14 protein-coding genes are annotated in these 18790 nt (G+C 66.7%); 2 read left to right on the top strand and 12 right to left on the bottom strand.

Annotation, left to right across the window (positions count from 1 at the left end):
• Positions 1-163: 163 nt before the first annotated feature.
• From pntB to ACZ5MJ_RS30410, 6 genes are all read right to left on the bottom strand, one after another.
• Positions 164-1561: a Re/Si-specific NAD(P)(+) transhydrogenase subunit beta gene (pntB, locus tag ACZ5MJ_RS30435; protein ID WP_464224733.1), complete on the bottom strand. Its 1398-nt coding sequence runs from the start codon at positions 1559-1561 to the stop codon at positions 164-166.
• Between the two features lie 15 nt (positions 1562-1576).
• On the bottom strand, positions 1577-3139 hold the full coding sequence (locus ACZ5MJ_RS30430; RefSeq protein WP_464224732.1) for a Re/Si-specific NAD(P)(+) transhydrogenase subunit alpha: 1563 nt from the start codon (positions 3137-3139) through the stop codon (positions 1577-1579).
• A 37-nt stretch (positions 3140-3176) separates the two neighbouring features.
• Positions 3177-3959: a fumarylacetoacetate hydrolase family protein gene (locus ACZ5MJ_RS30425; RefSeq protein ID WP_464224731.1), complete on the bottom strand. Its 783-nt coding sequence runs from the start codon at positions 3957-3959 to the stop codon at positions 3177-3179.
• 138 nt (positions 3960-4097) lie between these two features.
• Entirely contained in the window at positions 4098-5330 is a 1233-nt protein-coding gene (gene frc / locus ACZ5MJ_RS30420) for a formyl-CoA transferase (protein WP_464224730.1), read from the bottom strand.
• A 314-nt stretch (positions 5331-5644) separates the two neighbouring features.
• Positions 5645-6364 carry a GntR family transcriptional regulator gene (locus ACZ5MJ_RS30415; RefSeq protein ID WP_464224729.1) on the bottom strand — a complete coding sequence of 240 codons (720 nt, stop codon included), beginning with the start codon at positions 6362-6364 and terminating at the stop codon, positions 5645-5647.
• A gap of 275 nt (positions 6365-6639) precedes the next feature.
• Positions 6640-7617: a 2-dehydropantoate 2-reductase gene (locus tag ACZ5MJ_RS30410; RefSeq protein ID WP_464224728.1), complete on the bottom strand. Its 978-nt coding sequence runs from the start codon at positions 7615-7617 to the stop codon at positions 6640-6642.
• A gap of 255 nt (positions 7618-7872) precedes the next feature.
• Here ACZ5MJ_RS30410 and ACZ5MJ_RS30405 point away from each other — a divergent pair, with 255 nt between their 5' ends.
• Both ACZ5MJ_RS30405 and ACZ5MJ_RS30400 read left to right on the top strand, forming a co-directional pair.
• Positions 7873-9486, top strand: coding sequence for an OpgD/OpgG family glucan biosynthesis protein (locus ACZ5MJ_RS30405; protein WP_464224727.1), 1614 nt, complete (start codon positions 7873-7875; stop codon positions 9484-9486).
• Between the two features lie 118 nt (positions 9487-9604).
• Positions 9605-10297 carry a GntR family transcriptional regulator gene (locus tag ACZ5MJ_RS30400; RefSeq protein ID WP_432260821.1) on the top strand — a complete coding sequence of 231 codons (693 nt, stop codon included), beginning with the start codon at positions 9605-9607 and terminating at the stop codon, positions 10295-10297.
• Positions 10298-10321: 24 nt separating this feature from the next.
• On the opposite strand, the gene yedA is transcribed toward ACZ5MJ_RS30400, so the two are convergent.
• From yedA to ACZ5MJ_RS30370, 6 genes are all read right to left on the bottom strand, one after another.
• The gene (gene yedA, locus ACZ5MJ_RS30395) at positions 10322-11197 is read right to left on the bottom strand and encodes a drug/metabolite exporter YedA (RefSeq protein ID WP_464224726.1); all 876 of its coding nucleotides are present in this window, start codon (positions 11195-11197) and stop codon (positions 10322-10324) included.
• 217 nt (positions 11198-11414) lie between these two features.
• A complete protein-coding gene (locus tag ACZ5MJ_RS30390; RefSeq protein ID WP_464224725.1) occupies positions 11415-11600 on the bottom strand; it encodes a hypothetical protein in 186 nt (61 codons plus the stop codon).
• A 1047-nt stretch (positions 11601-12647) separates the two neighbouring features.
• Entirely contained in the window at positions 12648-14006 is a 1359-nt protein-coding gene (gene gudD / locus ACZ5MJ_RS30385; RefSeq protein ID WP_464224724.1) for a glucarate dehydratase, read from the bottom strand.
• A gap of 306 nt (positions 14007-14312) precedes the next feature.
• Positions 14313-15719, bottom strand: a complete 1407-nt coding sequence (locus tag ACZ5MJ_RS30380) for an efflux transporter outer membrane subunit (RefSeq protein ID WP_464224723.1) — start codon at positions 15717-15719, stop codon at positions 14313-14315.
• Positions 15716-17005 (bottom strand): HlyD family secretion protein, encoded by a 1290-nt coding sequence (locus tag ACZ5MJ_RS30375; RefSeq protein ID WP_464224722.1) that lies wholly within the window; start codon positions 17003-17005, stop codon positions 15716-15718. The genes ACZ5MJ_RS30380 and ACZ5MJ_RS30375 overlap by 4 nt, the downstream gene beginning before the upstream one ends.
• Positions 17002-18666, bottom strand: coding sequence for an MFS transporter (locus ACZ5MJ_RS30370; RefSeq protein ID WP_464224721.1), 1665 nt, complete (start codon positions 18664-18666; stop codon positions 17002-17004). Before ACZ5MJ_RS30370 ends, ACZ5MJ_RS30375 begins: the two co-directional genes overlap by 4 nt.
• Between the last annotated feature and the right edge of the window lie 124 nt (positions 18667-18790).

Raw genomic sequence — 18790 nt, 5'->3', positions numbered from 1 at the left:
ACTGGCGTGAATCGCCGCGCGGGACATCCGCCGCGACTCGCCTGTAGCCGGGCATCCGACCAGATGCCCTGGATCCGGGCAGGCAATGAAGCCTGCCTTCGCCCCGCAACGGCCGGGGCGACGGTGGACTGAACAAAGCGGAAATGGATCCGGGAGGCTCGTCTCAGGCCGGCGCTTCCTCCAGCTGCCTCAGCAAGGCATCGACACTGCCCTTGGCGTCGCCGAACCACATCCGCGTGTTGTCCTTGTAGAACAGCGGGTTGTCCACGCCGGCATAACCCGCCGCCATGCTGCGCTTGGACACCACCACGGTGCGCGCCTTCCAGACCTCCAGCACCGGCATGCCGGCAATGGGGCTGCCGGGGTCTTCCAGCGCGCCGGGGTTGACGATGTCGTTGGCGCCCACCACCAGCACCACGTCGGCCTTCTCGAAATCCTCGTTGATCTCTTCCATTTCCAGCACGATGTCGTACGGCACGCGCGCCTCGGCCAGCAGCACGTTCATGTGCCCGGGCAGGCGGCCCGCCACCGGGTGAATGCCGAAGCGCACATTGACCCCCTGCGCCCGCAGCCGCCGCGCGATCTCGCTGATGGTGCCCTGTGCCTGCGCCACCGCCATGCCGTAGCCCGGCACGATGATCACGTCGCTGGCGTCCTTGAGCAGGTTGCCGACTTCCTCGCTGGACACCGGCAGCACCTCGCCCTGCTCTGTCGCCGCACCCTGCGCCTGCACCGCGCCGAAGCCGCCCAGGATCACCGACAGGAACTTGCGGTTCATCGCCTTGCACATGATGTAGCTGAGGATGGCGCCGCTCGATCCCACCAGCGCGCCGGTGATGATCAGCAGGTCGTTGCCCAGCATGAAGCCGGTGGCCGCGGCGGCCCAGCCTGAATAGCTGTTGAGCATCGACACCACCACCGGCATGTCGGCGCCGCCGATGGCCAGCACCAGGTGCGCACCGACCAGCAGCGCAATCACCGTCATCGCCGCCAGCGGCACCAGCCCCTGCTGCGCGTCGGGCGCGCTCAGGAAGGCATAGCCCAGCCACACGCACACCAGCAGCGCGATGGCATTCAAGGCATGCCGGCCCGGCAGCAGCATCGGCTTGCCGCCCATGGTGCCCTGCAGCTTCAGGAAGGCGATGATCGAGCCCGTGAACGTGACCGCGCCGATCAGGATGCCGAGGTAGGTCTCCACTTCATGGATGGCCTTCTCCGCGCCGGTCAGCACGTGCGCATCGAGGTAATTGGCATAACCCACCAGCACCGCGGCCAGGCCGACGAAGCTGTGCAGCACCGCCACCAGCTGCGGCATCTGCGTCATTTCCACGCGCTTGGCCAGCATGGCACCCGCGAGACCACCCACCAGCATCGCGCCGATGATGATGGCGATGCCGTCGGGGCTGCCCGCCAGCACGGTGGTCAGTACCGCGATCACCATGCCGGCAATGCCCAGCAGGTTGCCGCGGCGCGCGGTGTCGGGGTGGCTCAGGCCGCTCAGGCTGAGGATGAAGAGCGCGCTGGCGCCCAGGTAAGCGATATTGCTGATTCCGGATGGCATCCCTGTCTCCCCCCTCTAGTCCCGCTGGAACATCTTGAGCATGCGCTGCGTCACCAGGAAGCCGCCGGCGATATTGACCGTGGCGACCAGCACCGCGCAGCCGGCAATCACCGCCGTCACCAGCGATGGCTTGCCCAGTTGCACCAGCGCTCCCACCACGATGATCCCGCTGATGGCATTGGTCACGCTCATCAGCGGCGTATGCAGCGCGGCGGTGACGTTCCACACCACCTGGTAGCCAACAAAGATCGCCAGCACGAACACCGTAAAATGCGCCATGAAGGCCGGCGGCGCGACCGCGCCCAGGCCCAGCAGCGCCATCGCAGCAATGGCCAGCGCGATCAGCGTGGCCCCGGTGCGGCTGCGCGGCGGCTCGGCTTCGGCCGGCACCGGCGGCGTGGCCGCCGGCGCCTGCTGCTGCGGGATCGCCACCGTCAGCGGCGGCGGTGGCCAGGTCACCGCGCCCTGGTGCAGCACCGTGGCGCCGCGGATCATCTCGTCGTCCATGTCGACCACGAGCTGGCCGTCCTTGCCCGGCGTCAGCTCTGTCAGCAGGTGGCGGATATTGGTGCCATAGAGCTGGCTGGCCTGCGCGGCCATGCGGCTGGGCAGGTCGGTGTAGCCGATGATAGTGACGCCGTGCTGCCGCACCGCCTCGCCCGGCACGGTCAGCACGCAGTTGCCGCCCTGCTCCGCGGCCAGGTCGACCACCACGCTGCCGGCGCGCATCAGGCCCACGGTGTCGGCCTCGAGCAGCTTGGGCGCGGGCTTGCCCGGGATCAGCGCGGTGGTGATGATGATGTCGACCTCGCGCGCCTGTTCGGCAAAGAGGCGCATCTCGGCTTCGATAAAGGCCGGGCTCATCTCCTTGGCGTAGCCGCCGCTGCCGCTGCCGTCCTCTTCGATCTCGACGGTCAGAAATTCTGCGCCCAGGCTTTCGATCTGCTGGCGCACCACCGGACGCGTATCGAAGGCGCGCACCACGGCGCCCAGGCTGCGCGCCGCGCCGATCGCCGCCAGCCCCGCCACACCCGCGCCGATCACCAGCACGCGCGCCGGCGGGATCTTGCCCGCGGCCGTGATCTGCCCGGCAAAGGGCCGCCCGAACGCGTGCGCGGCCTCGATCACCGCGCGGTAGCCCGCCATATTGGCCATCGAGCTGAGCGCATCGAGCTTCTGCGCGCGCGAGATGCGCGGCACGCAGTCCATCGCCAGCACCGTGGCGCCGCGCTGCGTCAGCCGCTCCAGCATCGCCATCTGCTGCGCCGGCCAGACAAAGCCGATCAGCGTGGCGTGCTTCTTCAGCAGCGCCGCCTCTTCCACGCCCATGCCGGGATGGGCCTGCGGCGGGCGCACCTTGATCACCACGTCGACCGAGGCCCACAGGCTGGCCGCATCGACAATGGCCGCACCGGCGGCGCGGTAGTCGTCGTCGGAGAACGACGCTTCCTGGCCGGCGCCGGTTTCCACCGCCACCTGGTAGCCCAGCTTGAGCAGTTCCCTGACCGAGTCGGGCGTGGCGGCAACGCGCCGCTCGCCCGGGTGGACTTCGCGTGGCACACCGATCGTCATTGGCATGGCATTCACCATTTGATAGAGAGAATCAGGCGCCGGCTCAGCCGCGCACGTGGTTGACCAGCGAGCCGATGCCCGCGATTGCCACCTCGACCACCGCACCGTCCTTCATCGACCCCACGCCGATCGAGGTGCCGCACGCAATCACGTCGCCGGGCATCAGCGTCAGGTCCTGCGAGATGCGGCTGACCTGTTCCTCGGGCGAGAAGATCATGTCCGACAGCGGGTAGTTCTGCCGCTCGACACCATCGAGCCGCGTGATGACGCTGGCGGCCTTCCAGTTGAAGCCGGTGACGATGGCCGGGCCGATGCAGCCGAAGGTGTCGAAGCCCTTGGCACGCGTCCACTGCGGAAAATTGGGGTCCGCCGTGATCAGCTCGGCCGCGGTCACATCGTTGACAACGGTGTAGCCGAAGATATGCGCGCCAGCTTCAGCCACCGATACATTGCGCGTCTTCCTGCCGATCACGATGCCCAGTTCGCCTTCATAGACGATCTTGCCGTCGTAGCTCCTGGGGCGCTGCACCGCATCGCCCGGACCCGCCAGCGACGAGGCCGGCTTGATCAGGAACAGCGGGTGCGTGGGAACGGCCTTTTCCAGCTTGCGCGCGAGCGCATGGAAGTTATTCCACAGCGCCACCACCTTGCCCGGCTCGCACGGCGCGAGCAGTGTCAGCGACGCGCGGTCATGCACGGCGCCCGTGGGGATGGGCTCGTCAAAGATATCGCCGTCATACTCGACGACACGGTTGCCGTCGGCTCCGTCAATGCGGCCATGGCCGATGCTGCCGTCGGCGCGGCAAAAGCGTATCCAGGTTTGCACAGCATGCTCCTTGCACAGGCAAAGGGGGCCCCTGCCTGCGCCGATGTCGGTTGCAGGGTCTTGGAAGGAATGGGAAAACGCGCGGCGCGCGCCCCGGATCGTCATTCCCGCACGGGCGGGAATGACGTCAGGCTTGCGTCATACCGCGCCGGCCAGCTTCATCGCGGCGATCTGCGCGGGCGAGCGCCCCAGCCACTCGAGGATCTCTTCGGTATGCTCGCCCAGCAGCGGCGAGCGCTCGATCTCCACCGGCGATGCGGACAGCGTGATGGGGCAGCCCAGCTGCACGTAGCTGCCGCGCTGCGGGTGCTCCAGTTCCACCAGGTAGCCGCGCTGGTACAGCGACTCGTCCTCGATCAGGTCCTTCATCGACAGGATCGGGCCGCACGGCACATCGACCTCGTTGAGCGCGGCCATCACGTCGAACTTGCTGCGGCCGCCGGTCCATTTCTCGATCACGGCAAAGCAGTCGGCCAGGTGCTTGAGGCGCGCCTCGGGCGATGCGTAGTCCGGGTTGGTGATCAGGTCCTCGCGCCCGCACAGGCGCATCAGCGGCTCCCAGCCCTGCGGCTGGATGATGACGTAGACATAGTCGTTGGGGCCGCCCGGCGCGCAGCGCAGCGCCGCGCCCGGCTGGCCGCCGCCCGAGGCATTGCCCGCGCGCGGCACGTGGTCGCCAAAGTCTTCGTTCGGGTACTCGCGCAGCGGGCCGTTGGACAGGCGCTGCTGGTCGCGCAGCTTGACCCGGCACAGGTTCAGCACCGCGTCCTGCATCGCCACTTCCACGCGCTGGCCGCGGCCGGTGTGCTCGCGCTGCAGCAGCGCGGCCAGGATGCCGACCACGCAGTGCACGCCCGTGCCCGAATCGCCGATCTGTGCGCCGGTGACGGTAGGCACGCCTTCGGCATCGCCCGTGGTGGAAGCCGATCCGCCCATGCACTGCGCCACGTTCTCATAGGCCTTGCAATCCGCGTACGGTCCCGGGCCGAAGCCCTTGATCGAGGCATAGACCAGCCGCGGGTTCAGGTCCTGCAGGTGGTCCCAGTCAAAGCCGGCGCGCGCCAGCACGCCAGGACCGAAGTTCTCGATCAGCACGTCGCTGCGCTGGACCAGGTCCTCGAGCAGCGCCTTGCCTTCGGGCGTCTTCATGTTCAGCGTCAGGCTGCGCTTGTTGCTGTTGAGCATGGTGAAGTACAGGCTGTCGGCGTTGGGTACGTCGCGCAGCTGGCTGCGGGTGATGTCCCCGCGCCCCGGCATTTCCACCTTGATCACGTCCGCGCCCAGCCACGCCATCAGCTGCGTGGCCGAGGGGCCCGCCTGGACGTGGGTCATGTCCAGGATGCGCACACCTTGCAGTGCCTTGGTTTCCATTTCCGATGTCTCCTCGGGTGATAGCTGTTTTCTTGCTTGATGACATACGGTATGTGATATATCAGAACTGAGCAAGAGGAGTTTTACCAATGCAGGAGAAATTTCGATGGTGCAATGCAACAATCGGCAGATTTTGCCGGTGAATCCGGACTGGAAGCGGGAAATTCAGTGAAAACCCGAATCAGTCAGGAGCCGGTTTTTTATATTGATATATCACATACCATGTGACGAAATGCTTATCCGCTGTCCGGAAACGCGCCAAAGAAAAACGGCGGACCTGGGTCCGCCGTTTTTCCGCCCTGCCCCGACCGCCTTCAGTCGAGGAAGTCGCAGTGCCGCTCCACATAGTCAGCCAGGTCCAGCGAATGCTGCCGCACCAGCCGCTCGGCCAACTCGGTATCCCGCTTCTCGAGCGCCTCGATGATGCGCAGATGGTCCACGATCGAACGCGCCGCCCGGTCGCTCTGCGAGATCGTCATCTTCCGGATCGCCCGTACATGGATAAAGATATTGCGGATCGTGTCCATGATGATGTGCGACCTGGACAACTGCACGATCGCCTGGTGGAACGCGATATTGGCGTCGGAATACTCTTCGATATGCTCGGCCGGAGTGGAGTCGCGGAAGCTGTCGAACATGCGGCGCAGCTGCGCGATCTCGGCATCGGTGGCGCTCTGGGTGGCCAGCCGCGCCGCCATGCTTTCCAGCGCGGCCCACATCTGGATCATCTCCACGATCTCGCGCTTGGTCTTGCGCATGATGTAGATGCCGCGCCGGGGCACGGTGCGCAGGAAGCCTTCCTGCTCCAGCAGCGTCATGGCCTCGCGGATGGGCGTGCGGCTTACGCCCATGGCCTCGCTCAGCACCCGTTCATCCAGCCGGATCTCGTCGCGCGACTGGTAGATGTCGGCGTCGGCGATGGCCTGGCGCAACATGGCGTAGGCCTGGTCGCGCAGGCTGGCGCCGGCGTTGATCGGTTGCACGGACAAGGCCAGCCCGTTGGGCTGGACGATGGATTGGCTTTGCGCAGACATGAATGAGCTCGTGTGAGACCAGCGGCAAGGCGGCCGGAATGGCGGCCCTCCGCATTCCCGCACAGCTTAGCAAAAACGCCTGACCCATTCTGAAAACGCATCAAACAATGCGCAGTCCTCATGCATCGGCACACTAGCGGTGCGCGGTCTGTCGTATATGGTATATCACTATCGCCCTGCCTTCTCGCTTTGCAAGCCAGGCATACGCAATGTTTGCGCGCCTGGCGTGCATCAGGGGACACCTGAGCCGTCGGTGTCCCCTGCTGCCGGCCCCCTCAGGCGGCCAGCTTTGCCATCGCGTCGCGCTGCTTGATCAGCCCCAGCACGGCGTCGCACATCGGCGTGGGTTGGGCAATCAGCCGGCCCATTTCCTGCACCACGGTCAGCAGCGGGTCGATTTCCATGGCCCGCCCGGCCTCCAGGTCCTGCAGCATCGAGGTCTTGTGCGCGCCCACGGCGCCGGCGCCGTCGATACGCCGCTCCACGTCGACACGGAACTTCACCCCGAAGCGCTCCGCGATACCCTGCGCCTCCACCATCATCTGCCGCGACAGCGCGCGCGTGGCGGGGTCGGCGGTGATGACGTCCAGCGTGGCATGGGTGAGCGCGCTGATCGGGTTGAAGCACAGGTTGCCCCACAGCTTGAGCCAGATCTCGTCGCGGATGTTGTCGCGCACCGGGGCGTCCAGGTCGGCGGCCATCATCATCTCGCTCAGACGGGTCACGCGCGTGGAGCGGCTGCCGTCCGGCTCGCCCAGCGGAAACTTCTTGCCGTAGACATGCTTGATCACGCCGGGCGCGATGATTTCAGCCGCGGGATAGACCACGCAGCCAATCGCCCGCTCCGGCCCCAGGCCCTTCCACTGGCGCCCGCCGGGATCGACGCTTTCCAGCGTGCTGCCGGCCAGTTCGCCGCCATGCTTGTAGAAATACCAGTACGGAATGCCGTTGACGCCGGTCACGATGGCGGTTTCGGGCCCCAGCAGCGGCTGCATCTGCTCGACCACGCCCGGCACGGAATGCGCCTTGAGCGTGATGAACACATAATCCTGGTGCCCCAGTTCGCGCGGATCGCTGGTGCAGCGCACCTTGGCCACGCGTTCTTCGCCGTCGATCAGCAGCTTGACGCCATGCTCCTGCATCGCCGCAAGGTGGGGCCCGCGCGCGACGAAGCTGACCTCTGCCCCGGCGCGCGCCAGTTGCGCCCCGACATAGCCGCCGATGGCGCCGGCGCCGTAGATACACACTTTCATTGCTGTCTCCTTGATGGCTCGATTGGATGTGTTGATATATCACATACTATATTCCATGGGAGCGCATAGCAACCTTATCAAACACGCTTTATCTTTCCGGATCACACTGCGCCTGCAAGCGGCGCTGCGGCGGCCGCTTGCAAAGGGAACTGCATGCGGCCCGCCTGTAACAGAGGGTGTCCGAACTTTCCCCGGGCAGCGGCGTCTCTTACAGTTCTGCACAACGCCGGATAAACAAAAGGACGCTTTCGCCACATGATGAACCGCCGAACCCTGCTGGTTTCCGCCACCGCCTCGGCCGCGCTTGCCGCGCTGGGCATTACCCCGTCGGTACTGGCAGCCAGCCGGATCAAGCTCGGCGAGCCTCAGCCGTTCGGTTTCGACGCCCTGATCGACCGCGCCCGCACGCTCGCCGGCAAGCCTTATGCGCCGCCGCCGTCGCCGCCCGCGGAGGTGCTGTCGCGCATCGACTACGACGCCCACGGCAAGATCCGCTTCCGCACCGACGACGCGCTCTTTGCCAACGGCCCGGGCCAGTTCCCGGTGACCTTCTTCCACCTCGGCACCTACTTCCGCACGCCCGTGCGCATGCACGTGATCGAGCGCGCCAAGGACGGCCCCGGCAAGGCCCGCGAGATCGTCTATGACGACGCCTATTTCGACATGCCGGCCGACAGCCCCGCGCACAAGCTGCCGCCGGGCAGCGGCTTTGCCGGCTTCCGCTTCCAGGAAAGCCGCCTGGGCGACCAGAAGACGCGCGACTGGCGCAAGAACGACTGGGTCGCCTTCCTGGGCGCATCGTATTTCCGCGCCATCGGCGACCTGTACCAGTACGGCCTGTCCGCGCGCGGCATCGCCATCGACGTGGCCGAAGCGGGCAAGCAGGAAGAATTTCCGGCCTTCACCCACTTCTGGTTCGAGACGCCCGAAGGCAACACCGATACCGTCACGGTCTATGCACTGCTGGACGGCCCCAGCATCGCCGGCGCCTACCGCTTCGTGATGCAGCGTGGCAAGGCTGTGATCATGGACGTGGAATGCGCGCTGTTCCTGCGCAAGGACGTGGCCCGGCTGGGGCTGGCGCCGCTGACCTCGATGTACTGGTTTTCGGAAAGCATCAAGGGCACCGCCGTCGACTGGCGGCCCGAGGTGCACGACTCCGACGGCCTGGCGTTGTGGAACGGCGCCGGCGAGCATATCTGGCGCCCGCTGAACAACCCGCCGCAGACCACGGCGTCGGCCTTCTCCGACGAGAACCCGAAGGGTTTCGGTCTGCTGCAGCGCGACCGCCTGTTCGACCACTACCAGGACGGCGTCAACTATGAACGCCGCCCGAGCCTGTGGGTCGAGCCGCGCGACGGCTGGGGCGCCGGTTCGGTGCAGCTGGTGGAGCTGCGCACCGACGACGAGATCCACGACAACATCGTCGCCATGTGGGTGCCCAAGGCCCCGGCCAAGGCCGGCAGCACTTACCGCCTGCGCTACCGGCTGCACTGGCAGGCCGACGAGCCCTACCCGTCGCCGCTGGCGCGCTGCGTGGCCACGCGCCTGGGCAACGGCGGCCAGCCCGGCCAGCCACGGCCCAAGGGGGTGCGCAAGTTCGTGGTCGAGTTCAAGGGCGCGCCGCTGGAGAAACTGCCCTTCGGCGTCAAACCCGAAGCCGTGCTGACCGCCTCGCGCGGCACCTTCTCCTATGTCTTCACCGAGGCCGTGCCCAACGGCGTGCCCGGCCACTGGCGCGCCCAGTTCGACCTGACCGCCGACGGCAGCCAGCCGGTCGACATCCGCCTGTTCCTGCGCCTGAACGGCAAGCCGCTGTCGGAAACCTGGCTGTACCAGTACCACCCGTTCCAGTCGCCGGCAGGCTGAGGCGCCGGGCCCGGCGCGGCCGCGCCGTTTACACCATATTGCGGCGCCGTGATGTCAGGCGCGCACGAGCGGGTATGATGGCTGGCTACGACAGTCCAACTGCATCAGCCAGCCTCACATGATTTCTCAAGAGTTCGCCGGCGCCGCCGAGGGCGGCCAGGCCGCATCGCTCCCGCGCTCGGAGCGCGCCTACCAGCAGCTGCGCGCCGCCATCCAGGCCGGCCAGCTTTCCCCCGGCACGCGGCTGCGCGAGGTGGAACTGGCTGAAACCCTGGGCCTGTCGCGCACGCCGGTGCGTGAAGCGCTGTCCAGGCTGGAGTCCGAAGGGCTGGTCGTCAACGAGCCCAACCGCGGCATGATGGTCACCCAGCTCGACGCCAGCATGGTCAGCGAGCTGTACGTGATGCGCGAGGTGCTGGAAGGCACCGCCGCCGCGCTGGCCGCGCGCCACGCCACCGACGTCGAGATCTCGCTGCTGCGCGATATCGTCGAGCGCGACCTGGCCATCGCCGACGACCCCGACCGGCTCGCGCTGAACAACCGGCTCTTCCACGAAACCCTGCACCGCTGTGCCCACAACCGCTACCTGCTGAAGAACCTGCGCTCGCTGCATGAGTCGATGGCGCTGCTCGGACGCACCACGCTGGCGGTGCCGGGGCGCGCGCGCAGCTCCTACGAAGAGCACATCTCGCTGGTCGAGGCGCTGGAAAAACGCGACCCGGCGCTGGCCGAGCAGATCGCGCGCCGGCATATCCAGCAGGCCTACAAGGTGCGGCTGTCGCTCTGGATCCAGGAGCAGTCGGGCAGCTGAGTTGCCCGGCCGCAGCCCGCGGTATCAGGCCGCCTGGGTCCGTGCCGTGCGCAGCGTGCCCAGGCTCAGCACCGTCAGCGCCACCAGGATCAGCGCCACCGCGCCCAGCGTCTGCGGCGCGATCCGCTCGCCGCCCAGCCAGGCGCCCATCGCCAGCGCTACCGGCGGGTTCACGTAGACATAGCTGGCCGACAGCGTCTGGCTGACCGTCGACACCAGGTACATATAGGCGGAGAACGCCACCAGCGACCCCGCCACCACCAGGTAGACCCAGGCCCAGCCGGCCTGCGCGCTGACCGACGCCGGCCACGGCTCCTGCCGCAGCATCGACAGCACCATCAGCACCGCCCCGCCGATCAGCATCTCCGCGGCAAACGCCGCCGCGCCCTGCGGCAGTTCCAGCCGGCGCGCCAGTTGCGAGCCGAACGACCAGCTCGCCACCGCCAGCATCAGCGCCACCACGCCACCGGTACTGACGCGAAATTCCGCGCCCGCGGTCAGCACCAGGATGCCGAGGCTGCCGATCGCGATCGCCACAGACTCAAACCACTTTGGCCGGTTGCCGAAGCAGGCACTCCAGATCAGCGCAAAGATCGGCATCGACCCGATCATGACCGTGGTGGCGCCGGACGAAATCGTCTGTTCGGCAATCGCGGTCAGCCCCATGCCGCCCACCAGCAGGAACAGCGCCGGCACCGCGCAATTGCGCAACAGCCGCCACGGCGGCATCGGCGTGCCGCGCCACGCCAGCCACGCGGCCAGCAGCAGGCCCGCGCACAGGAAGCGCGTGCCCATCATGAACAGCGGCGGAAAGCTCTCCAGCGTAAAGCGGATCGCCAGGTAGGTCGTGCCCCAGACCACGTAGGTGATCAGCAAGCAGAGCAGGACAAGCGGGGGCATGGTCGGGGCAGGCTTTCTGGAAAGGCATCCACGATAGCCCGCCCTACCGCCGCGACCAAACGAAAAGCGCTGGCAAGCCTTGTGAAAGTTGCTCATAAGGCACGCAGCTAGTTGCGCGCAAAACAAAACCGGCCGCGTTCGCCCGGACGGGCGCACGTATGGCCGGTTCTATAAGGCAGCCCTGACGGGCCGCAACTACTATGCCGCAGGCAGCACTTCAGCCGTTGGCGTAAACCACTTTGGCCTTGCGGGCCTGGCCCTGCAGGCGCTCGATCACGTTCTGCACGAAGGCAATGGCGCGCTTCACGTCGTGGGCGAAGCCCAGGCTTTGCGTACCGAGTTCGCGGTCGATCATTTCGCGTTCGAGTTGGTCAGTCAGCTTGATATCGGAGTGGGTGTTCATGGCGTCCTTCCTTTCGGGATTACCCTTATGGGGTTTTCCCCGATTGTAGCAAAGGAATTGTCGCAATGCACCATTAGGTGAAAGTACGTATGCGGGAAAGCAACGGCTTCTTGTGGAAAGTTAGCCAATTCGTGGCTGAAATGCCACGTTATGCTTGCAAGTAAGAAATGTCGCATTAACCTTATCGATCACTTTTCCGAACAATGCAGCCCATAAATGTGCGCTCTCTAGATCCGTGGCGACCACCTTGTGGATTAGACGGTGTCCTGGTCTTAAGGGAGAGACTTCGCCGCGGGACAGCGGGCTCGTGGGATCGGCAGGGATTGGAGCCGGCCTTCCCGATCCATATCAAGCAACGGTCATTGAAATGGAACTAGCTGCGGCTAGGCCACGACCACGCACATGCGAACGCCGCTCTTAGTCGGCCGCTGATCAAATGAATAACTGAAGGTGCCCTTGCCATTGAGGATCAGTTTGCCGGCGCGTTCGGGCGCACGCTGGTGCGCCTCCGCTCGAGTTTCCCATCCAACAGGTCGTCACGTCTCCAGGCGGGTTCAATGCGGTCCGGCAGCGCAAAGGACTGCAACGGGGTACTCGAGATCAGAGGAAAGAGCCGGGGCGAAGAACGGGACGACGAGCAGAACGCGGCGGGGTGCTTCGAGGCGCCGTGCCCACCATCTCCACCGCCTGGCAACTGCGCTATCCAGATGTGATTCAAGCCAGCGCGGCGCTAAGAATGATTCTGGCGTGCTCGCGGCAGCGGCGGGCGCAGCGCCTTTCTCTCTCGTGCTGGTCCCATTTAGCCCTCTCATTGCAATCGATTGCAGAAATGAACGTTTGGACAGAAATATGGGCCACAGGGGCCCATGCTGTTTGCGCACTGCATCGGCAGCGCTGCTGTCCATCCAGGTTCAATTTACTGCAATCGATTGCAGAAGGCAAGGACAATCCGGGCTGCAATGGTGATCCGGACAAGTGCACGCGCAGCCCGACGCGTCTTCCAGGGTGTACGGAGAGGCTGACCCGCCACACCCCGGCCGCACCACATCACCTGACCATGCAGGGCGCCTTGTTGTTGAACTTCCAGCCCGGGATCAGGAACTGCATGGCAGCGGCATCGTCGCGTGCGCCCAGCCCCTTGCGCAGGTACAGCTCGTGCGCGCGCGCCAGTGCATCCATGTCGAGCTCCACGCCCAGCCCCGGCGTCCTGGGCACCTGCACCAGCCCGCCTTCGATCCGCAGCGGGTTGCGGGTCAGGTGTTCGCCGTCCTGCCAGATCCAGTGCGTGTCGATGGCGGTGACGCGCCCTGGCGCGGCGGCTGCCACGTGGGTGAACATCGCCAGCGAGATATCGAAGTGGTTGTTCGAATGCGAACCCCAGGTCAGGCCCCACTCCGCGCACATCTGCGCCACGCGCACCGAGCCCTGCATGGTCCAGAAGTGCGGGTCGGCCAGCGGGATGTCGACCGACTGCAGCCGTACCGCGTGCCCCATCTGGCGCCAGTCGGTGGCGATCATGTTGGTGGCGGTAGGCAGGCCGGTGGCGGTGCGAAACTCGGCCATGATCTCGCGCCCGGAATAGCCGTCCTCGGCGCCGCACGGGTCTTCGGCATAGGCCAGCACGCCGCGCTTGTCGCGGCACAGGCGCACGGCCTCGGCCAGCGACCAGGCGCCGTTGGGGTCCAGCGTGATGCGCGCCCTGGGGAAGCGCTCGGCCAGCGCCAGGATCGCTTCCATCTCTTCATCGCCGGGCAGCACGCCGCCCTTGAGCTTGAAGTCGTTGAAGCCGTAGCGGTCATAGGCGGCTTCGGCCAGGCGCACCACCCCCTCGGGCGTCATCGCTACTTCATTGCGCAGGCGGAACCATTCGTTGTCGGCGTCCGGCTCGGTGCGGTAGTCCAGCGTGGTGCGGCGGCGGTCGCCGATATAGAACAGGTAGCCCAGCATCTCCACGGCGTCGCGCTGCTGGCCTTCGCCGAGCAGCGCGGCCACCGGGACCCCCAGGTGCTTGCCGAGCAGGTCGAGCAACGCGGCCTCGAGCGCAGTCACCGCGTGGATCGTGATCCGCAGGTCGAAGGTCTGCAGGCCGCGGCCGCCCGCATCGCGCGTGGCAAACGCCTTGCGCACCTGGTTCAGCACGGCCTGGTAGTTGCCGACCGGCTGCCCCACCACCAGCGGCCTGGCATCGTCGAGCGTCTGGCGGATACCTTCGCCTCCGGGCACCTCGCCGACACCGGTATTTCCCGCGCTGTCCTTCAGGATCACGATATTGCGCGTGAAGTAGGGTCCATGTGCCCCGGACAGATTCATCAGCATGCTGTCATGGCCGGCCACCGGAATCACGGTGAGTTCGGTAACGACAGGCGTGGCATTCACCTGGGAGGCGGAAGTTTGGGAATCTTGCATGGGGCTGTCTCGGAACGTGTCGTACTTGCAGGGAAAGACCGGCCCGGGCGATAGGCTGACCGGAGTGACGGCCGGACAGACGCTGCACAATGTCATCTGTCGTCATATAAGAGATCACGAAGTATAGTCATTGGCCGCAGAGCCGGTCAAGCGTCACAAGCACCACCTCACGCCTTAGTCCGCGCCGATGCTGGCAGCTGCCTTGAGCAGGCGTTCGCGGCGATTGGCCCCGGCTGGCGAGCGGCTTGCGCATGTTATACGATGTCCTACAATAAAATCCGCATCGCATAGCTGCCAACAGCGGATTCAGCGATTCGCCACATCAGGTTGGCTCTGCCACCCCCCGCCCATCGCCTGGTATAGCAGTACGCTGGCAATGAGCCGGTCAGACCGTGCCTGAATCAGGTTGAGCTCGGCGTTCAGGAGTTGGCGCTGCGCATCCAGTTGATCCAGGTACGGTGCATAGCCGGCCTTGTACCGGTTGGTCGCGTGGCGCAGCGCCTCCACCAGCGCGTCGCGCTGCTCGGACAGGCGTTGCACCTGGGTGCCGAGCTGGTCCACCGCGGCAAGGTTGTCGTTGACTTCCCGGAATGCGGTCAGCGCGACGCGGCGATAGGCGAAGGCGGCCTGGTCGCGCTGGGCCGCCGCCGCATCGGCGGCGCCCGCGATGCGGCCGGCCTCAAAGACCGGCGCCAGCACGCTGCCGCCGAGCGACCAGATGTTCACCGGGTTCGCCAGGCCCGTGGCGTAGAGCAAGGCGCCGCTGGCGGTCAGCTGCACCCGTGGCAGAAAGGCCTTGCGGGCGGCGCTCAGACTGGCATCCGTGGCGGCAAGGTCGAACTCCGCCTGGGCCAGGTCGGGACGCCGGCGCAGCATGTCAGCGGGCATCACGGCGGGTACGGGCGGTTGCTGTAACGCATCCAATGGCGCGCCGCGCCTGAGCGCGGCGGCAGGCACCTCGCCCACCAGCACGCTCAACGCATTCTCCTGCCGGATCACCGCGAGCTCTGCCTGTGGCACGGCCTGCGCCGTGGATTCGTATTCGGCACGGGCCTGCTCGAATTCAAGCTGCGAGGTATAGCCGGTATCGGCGCGGCTGCGCGCCAGCCGAAGCGCGGCCTCACGCGACACCAGCGTCTGGCGCACCACGTCAAGCTGCGCGTCGAGCGCCCTTAGCGTGATGTACGCACGCGCCGTGGCAGCGGCTACCGACAGCAGCGCGGCATCCCGCGCGGCCTGCGCCGACAGCGCACTCGCGCGTGCGGCACCGGCGAGATCGGAGATGCGGCCAAACAGGTCCACTTCGTACGCGACCGTCAGCGCAGGCTGCGCCGAGTTGAGCATGCGGGGCTGGCCGAACGCATTGAGCGAGCGCGCCCGGCTTGCCGGTGCCGAGAAATCCAGCGATGGCCACAGCTGCGCGCGGGCCACGCGCTCCCGCGCAAGCGCTTCCTGCACCCGGGCAGCGGCAATCTCGACGTCCGGGTTGTTGGCCAGCGCCTGGGTCACCAGCATGCTCAGTTGCGGGTCGCCATAGCGTGCCCACCAGTCGCTCTCGATCGGCGCGGTCGGCCCCGGATCGACACGCCAGGCCGGCGGCGGGATCACGGCAGCGGCGGCCGGCGCGGGCGGACGCGGTCCCACGCAGCCAGCGAGGAAAACCGGGGCAAATGATGCCGCGACGACGGCGGCCGCGGCCGCACGGCTGTTCATGGCCGCGCCTCGGGCGCCGCCGTGGCCGGGGCAACCTGGCTGGCTGGCGCGGGTGGTGCCGCAACGCGGCCATTGCGCGCCGCGCGCGTATCCACCTCCGCTTCCACCGACATGCCGGGGCGCAGCCGCTCGGCCAGCGGCTGGCCTGGATCGATGGAAATCCTGACCGCGATCCGCTGCGCCACCTTGACGAAGTTGCCGGTGGCATTGTCCGCCTGGATCACCGCGAACTCGGAGCCCGCCGCCGGCGCGAGCTGTTCCACGCGCCCGGTAAAGCGGGCATGGTCGAGCGCATCGACACGGAAGACCGCCGGCTGGCCCGGCACCATATGGGCGGTCTGGGCTTCCTTGTAGTTGGCGATCACCCATAGCTGCAGCGGGACCAGGAACATCAGTTGCGTACCGGAAGTGACGTACTGCCCCAGCCGGGCCCCGACCTGGCTCAGGCGGCCGTCCTGCGGCGCCACCACCACGGTGTTGTCCAGGTCGATCTCGGCCAGCCGCAGGGCCGCGCGTGCCGACTCGACCGCCGCCTGCAGCCCTGCGCGCCCGACCCGGACCGATTCCACGTCCTGCCGTGCGATCTCGCCCGCCGCCTTGGCCTGCTCGACTGCCGCCTGCGCCTGGCGCAGCGAGGCGCGGGTCTGGTCACGTTCGCGCAGCGACACCGAGTCCTGCCCGACCAGTTCGTCGACCCGGCCCATATCCGCCTGCGCGCGCTCCAGCTGCGCCCGTGCGTTGTTCAGGTTGGCCTGCTGCGACAGGATTGCGGCTTCGCGGGCGCGCTCCGCCTGGCGCGAATTGTCAAGGGTGGCAACCTGCGAGTCCACATTGGCGCGGGCCTGCTCCACGCGCTGGCGGTAGATCCTGTCGTCGATGCGCAGCAGCACCTCGCCCTTCCTGACAAACTGGAAGTCATGCACCGGCACGCCGGTCACGTAGCCGCTGACCTGCGGACTGATGATCGTGGTCTGGCCGCGCACATAGGCGTTATCGGTCCCCTGGACCACGGCCGAAAACGGCGGTAGGCCCCAGGAATAGAGGATGACCAGGATCCCGGCCAGCGCGACCAGCACCACCGCGATGGTAGTGCGTCGTCCGCCCCTGGGCGGCGCCCAGCCGGTCGGGGAGACGGGTGCCGCCGACCGCGGCGCGCCCGCGTCACGGTCCGCTTCCGCCTGCTCCCTGAGCTCGACCGGATCCTCCAGCCGCTGCCGGCCCGGCGCGGGCTGCCCCGGCTGCGCTGCCGCGCCGGCATTGTCCTGTTCGCGATTGTCGCCGCTCATTCGCGCTGCTCCGTGGGTGTCCCGGCTGGCGGAACCTGCTTGTCGCCTTGTCCCGGCGCTCGGATCTTGCGCAAGTATAGGGTCACCAGCCAGGCCAGCGTCATGGTCGACAGCACGCCGATCAGCAGGAACACGTCGTTGTACGCCAGGATATTGGCTTCACGGGTCACCTGTTGCGCCAGCAGGGCCACGCCTTCGGCCTGGCGCAGGGTGCCGTCGCCCAGCACGCGCTGGTAGGCCGCGCCGAGCGCCTGGATGCGCGCCGCATCGAACGGATCGGACAGGCTGATCGACTGCACCAGCTCATGCGAATGGAATTTCTCGCGGTAGATCTGGAAGGTGCCCAGCAGCGCGGTGCCGACCAGGCCGCCGAGCGACTGGGTAATGCTGAACAGCGCGGAGAAGCTGACAAGATGGCTCATGCCGCGCGCGAGCGCGCTGGTCATCCCGATCAGCAGCGTCGGCCCCATGAAGTACACCGTTGCAAATGCGATCAGCGACTGGGTGAAATACAGATTGGCCGGCCGCGTGAGATTGGTGGCGCTCGCGTCCAGGAATGCCGCGGCAGCGATCACCACCAGCGATATGCGGATGGGCCGGACGAGGTTCTGGGGATTGACCGTGGCGACACTCAAGCCGATCCCCGCCGCAGTGGCCATCGAGACTACCGTGTACAGGTAGATCAACTGGTCGTTGTTCATGCCGACTGCCGTCAGCAGGCCCACCGCGCCATAAGGCTGTTCCGACAGCAGGACCCGGACCGACATCGCCACGATGCCGAAGCGCAGGATCGCCCAGCTGCCCAGCCAGCGCGTGTTGAGCAGCGGGTTGGCGCGGTTGTGCTCAACCCAGAGCGCGGCTGTGATCAGCAGCAGCGCTGCGCATAGCCCATAGCCGATCCATGGCGCCTCGAGCCACCAGGCAAAGCGGCCCTGGCTCAGGACCGCGCAGAGCAGCGCCATGCCAGGCGCGAACAGCCCGATGGTGAGGAAATCCAGTTTCTCGAAGGCCTGGATCCGTTCGCTGGGGGGCAGCCGCAGCAGGCTGACCGCCGCCAGCGACAGCAGCGCCATGCCAAGCTCGAACAGGTACAGCGTGCGCCAGTTGCCGGCCTCGAGCATGCCGGTAGAGAAGGTCCGGGCGAGCGGCGTGGCGAGCTGCGGTACGCTGATGCCCAGCACCACGGCCCGCACCCGGTGCGCCGCAGGCAGCGACTGGATGAAGTAATAGAGGCCGAGCGTGCTCAGCCCGCTGGCAGCCAGGCCATTGGCCGCGCGCACCATCAGCGCCGTGCCGAAGGTGTGGGTAAGCAGATGCGCACCGGTGATCGCCACATAGGACAGCAGCACGACCCGCGTAAAGCGCTCAAGCCCGTACTGCTGGCGGAACTTGATCAGCAGCAGGCTCGCGCACACGTTGGTCATCACGTAGACGGTCGACAGCCACGTCACTTCGTCGCTGTACAGACCGAACACGCCCTGCAGGTTGGTGGTGTTGGCGACCACCAGTGCATTGCCGAAGCCGCTGGTCAGGCAGATCTGGAAGCCAATGAAGAAATAGGCAATGCGCCGTGCTGCCGGATGCTCGGGCGTGGCCGGGGATCCAGGAATGGTGGGGCGCTCGTGCGGCTTGAATTGATATTCGTTCGAGTCGGTAGCCATGGGCGCGCTCGCGTTCCGGACAGCACTGATTTGTTCGCCCATGCCCCGCGGCGCCCGGCGTCTTCCGCCCCGACGAACCGCGTGACATGCTGGCGACGACAAGGGCTCATGCTAGCGCATGATC

Source organism: Cupriavidus sp. LA-1 (assembly GCF_055385985.1).
This window is presented reverse-complemented; position numbering and strand designations above follow the sequence as displayed.

Bases quoted from the DNA above. Each gene is read 5' to 3' on its own strand.
- pntB (WP_464224733.1), bottom strand. From the start codon at position 1,561: ATGCCATCCGGAATCAGCAATATCGCTTACCTGGGCGCCAGCGCGCTC.
- ACZ5MJ_RS30410 (WP_464224728.1), bottom strand. From the start codon at position 7,617: ATGAAAGTGTGTATCTACGGCGCCGGCGCCATCGGCGGCTATGTCGGG.
- ACZ5MJ_RS30370 (WP_464224721.1), bottom strand. From the start codon at position 18,666: ATGGCTACCGACTCGAACGAATATCAATTCAAGCCGCACGAGCGCCCC.
- ACZ5MJ_RS30415 (WP_464224729.1), bottom strand. From the start codon at position 6,364: ATGTCTGCGCAAAGCCAATCCATCGTCCAGCCCAACGGGCTGGCCTTG.
- gudD (WP_464224724.1), bottom strand. From the start codon at position 14,006: ATGCAAGATTCCCAAACTTCCGCCTCCCAGGTGAATGCCACGCCTGTC.
- ACZ5MJ_RS30405 (WP_464224727.1), top strand. From the start codon at position 7,873: ATGATGAACCGCCGAACCCTGCTGGTTTCCGCCACCGCCTCGGCCGCG.
- ACZ5MJ_RS30390 (WP_464224725.1), bottom strand. From the start codon at position 11,600: ATGAACACCCACTCCGATATCAAGCTGACTGACCAACTCGAACGCGAA.
- frc (WP_464224730.1), bottom strand. From the start codon at position 5,330: ATGGAAACCAAGGCACTGCAAGGTGTGCGCATCCTGGACATGACCCAC.
- ACZ5MJ_RS30380 (WP_464224723.1), bottom strand. From the start codon at position 15,719: ATGAACAGCCGTGCGGCCGCGGCCGCCGTCGTCGCGGCATCATTTGCC.
- ACZ5MJ_RS30375 (WP_464224722.1), bottom strand. From the start codon at position 17,005: ATGAGCGGCGACAATCGCGAACAGGACAATGCCGGCGCGGCAGCGCAG.
- yedA (WP_464224726.1), bottom strand. From the start codon at position 11,197: ATGCCCCCGCTTGTCCTGCTCTGCTTGCTGATCACCTACGTGGTCTGG.
- ACZ5MJ_RS30400 (WP_432260821.1), top strand. From the start codon at position 9,605: ATGATTTCTCAAGAGTTCGCCGGCGCCGCCGAGGGCGGCCAGGCCGCA.
- ACZ5MJ_RS30430 (WP_464224732.1), bottom strand. From the start codon at position 3,139: ATGCCAATGACGATCGGTGTGCCACGCGAAGTCCACCCGGGCGAGCGG.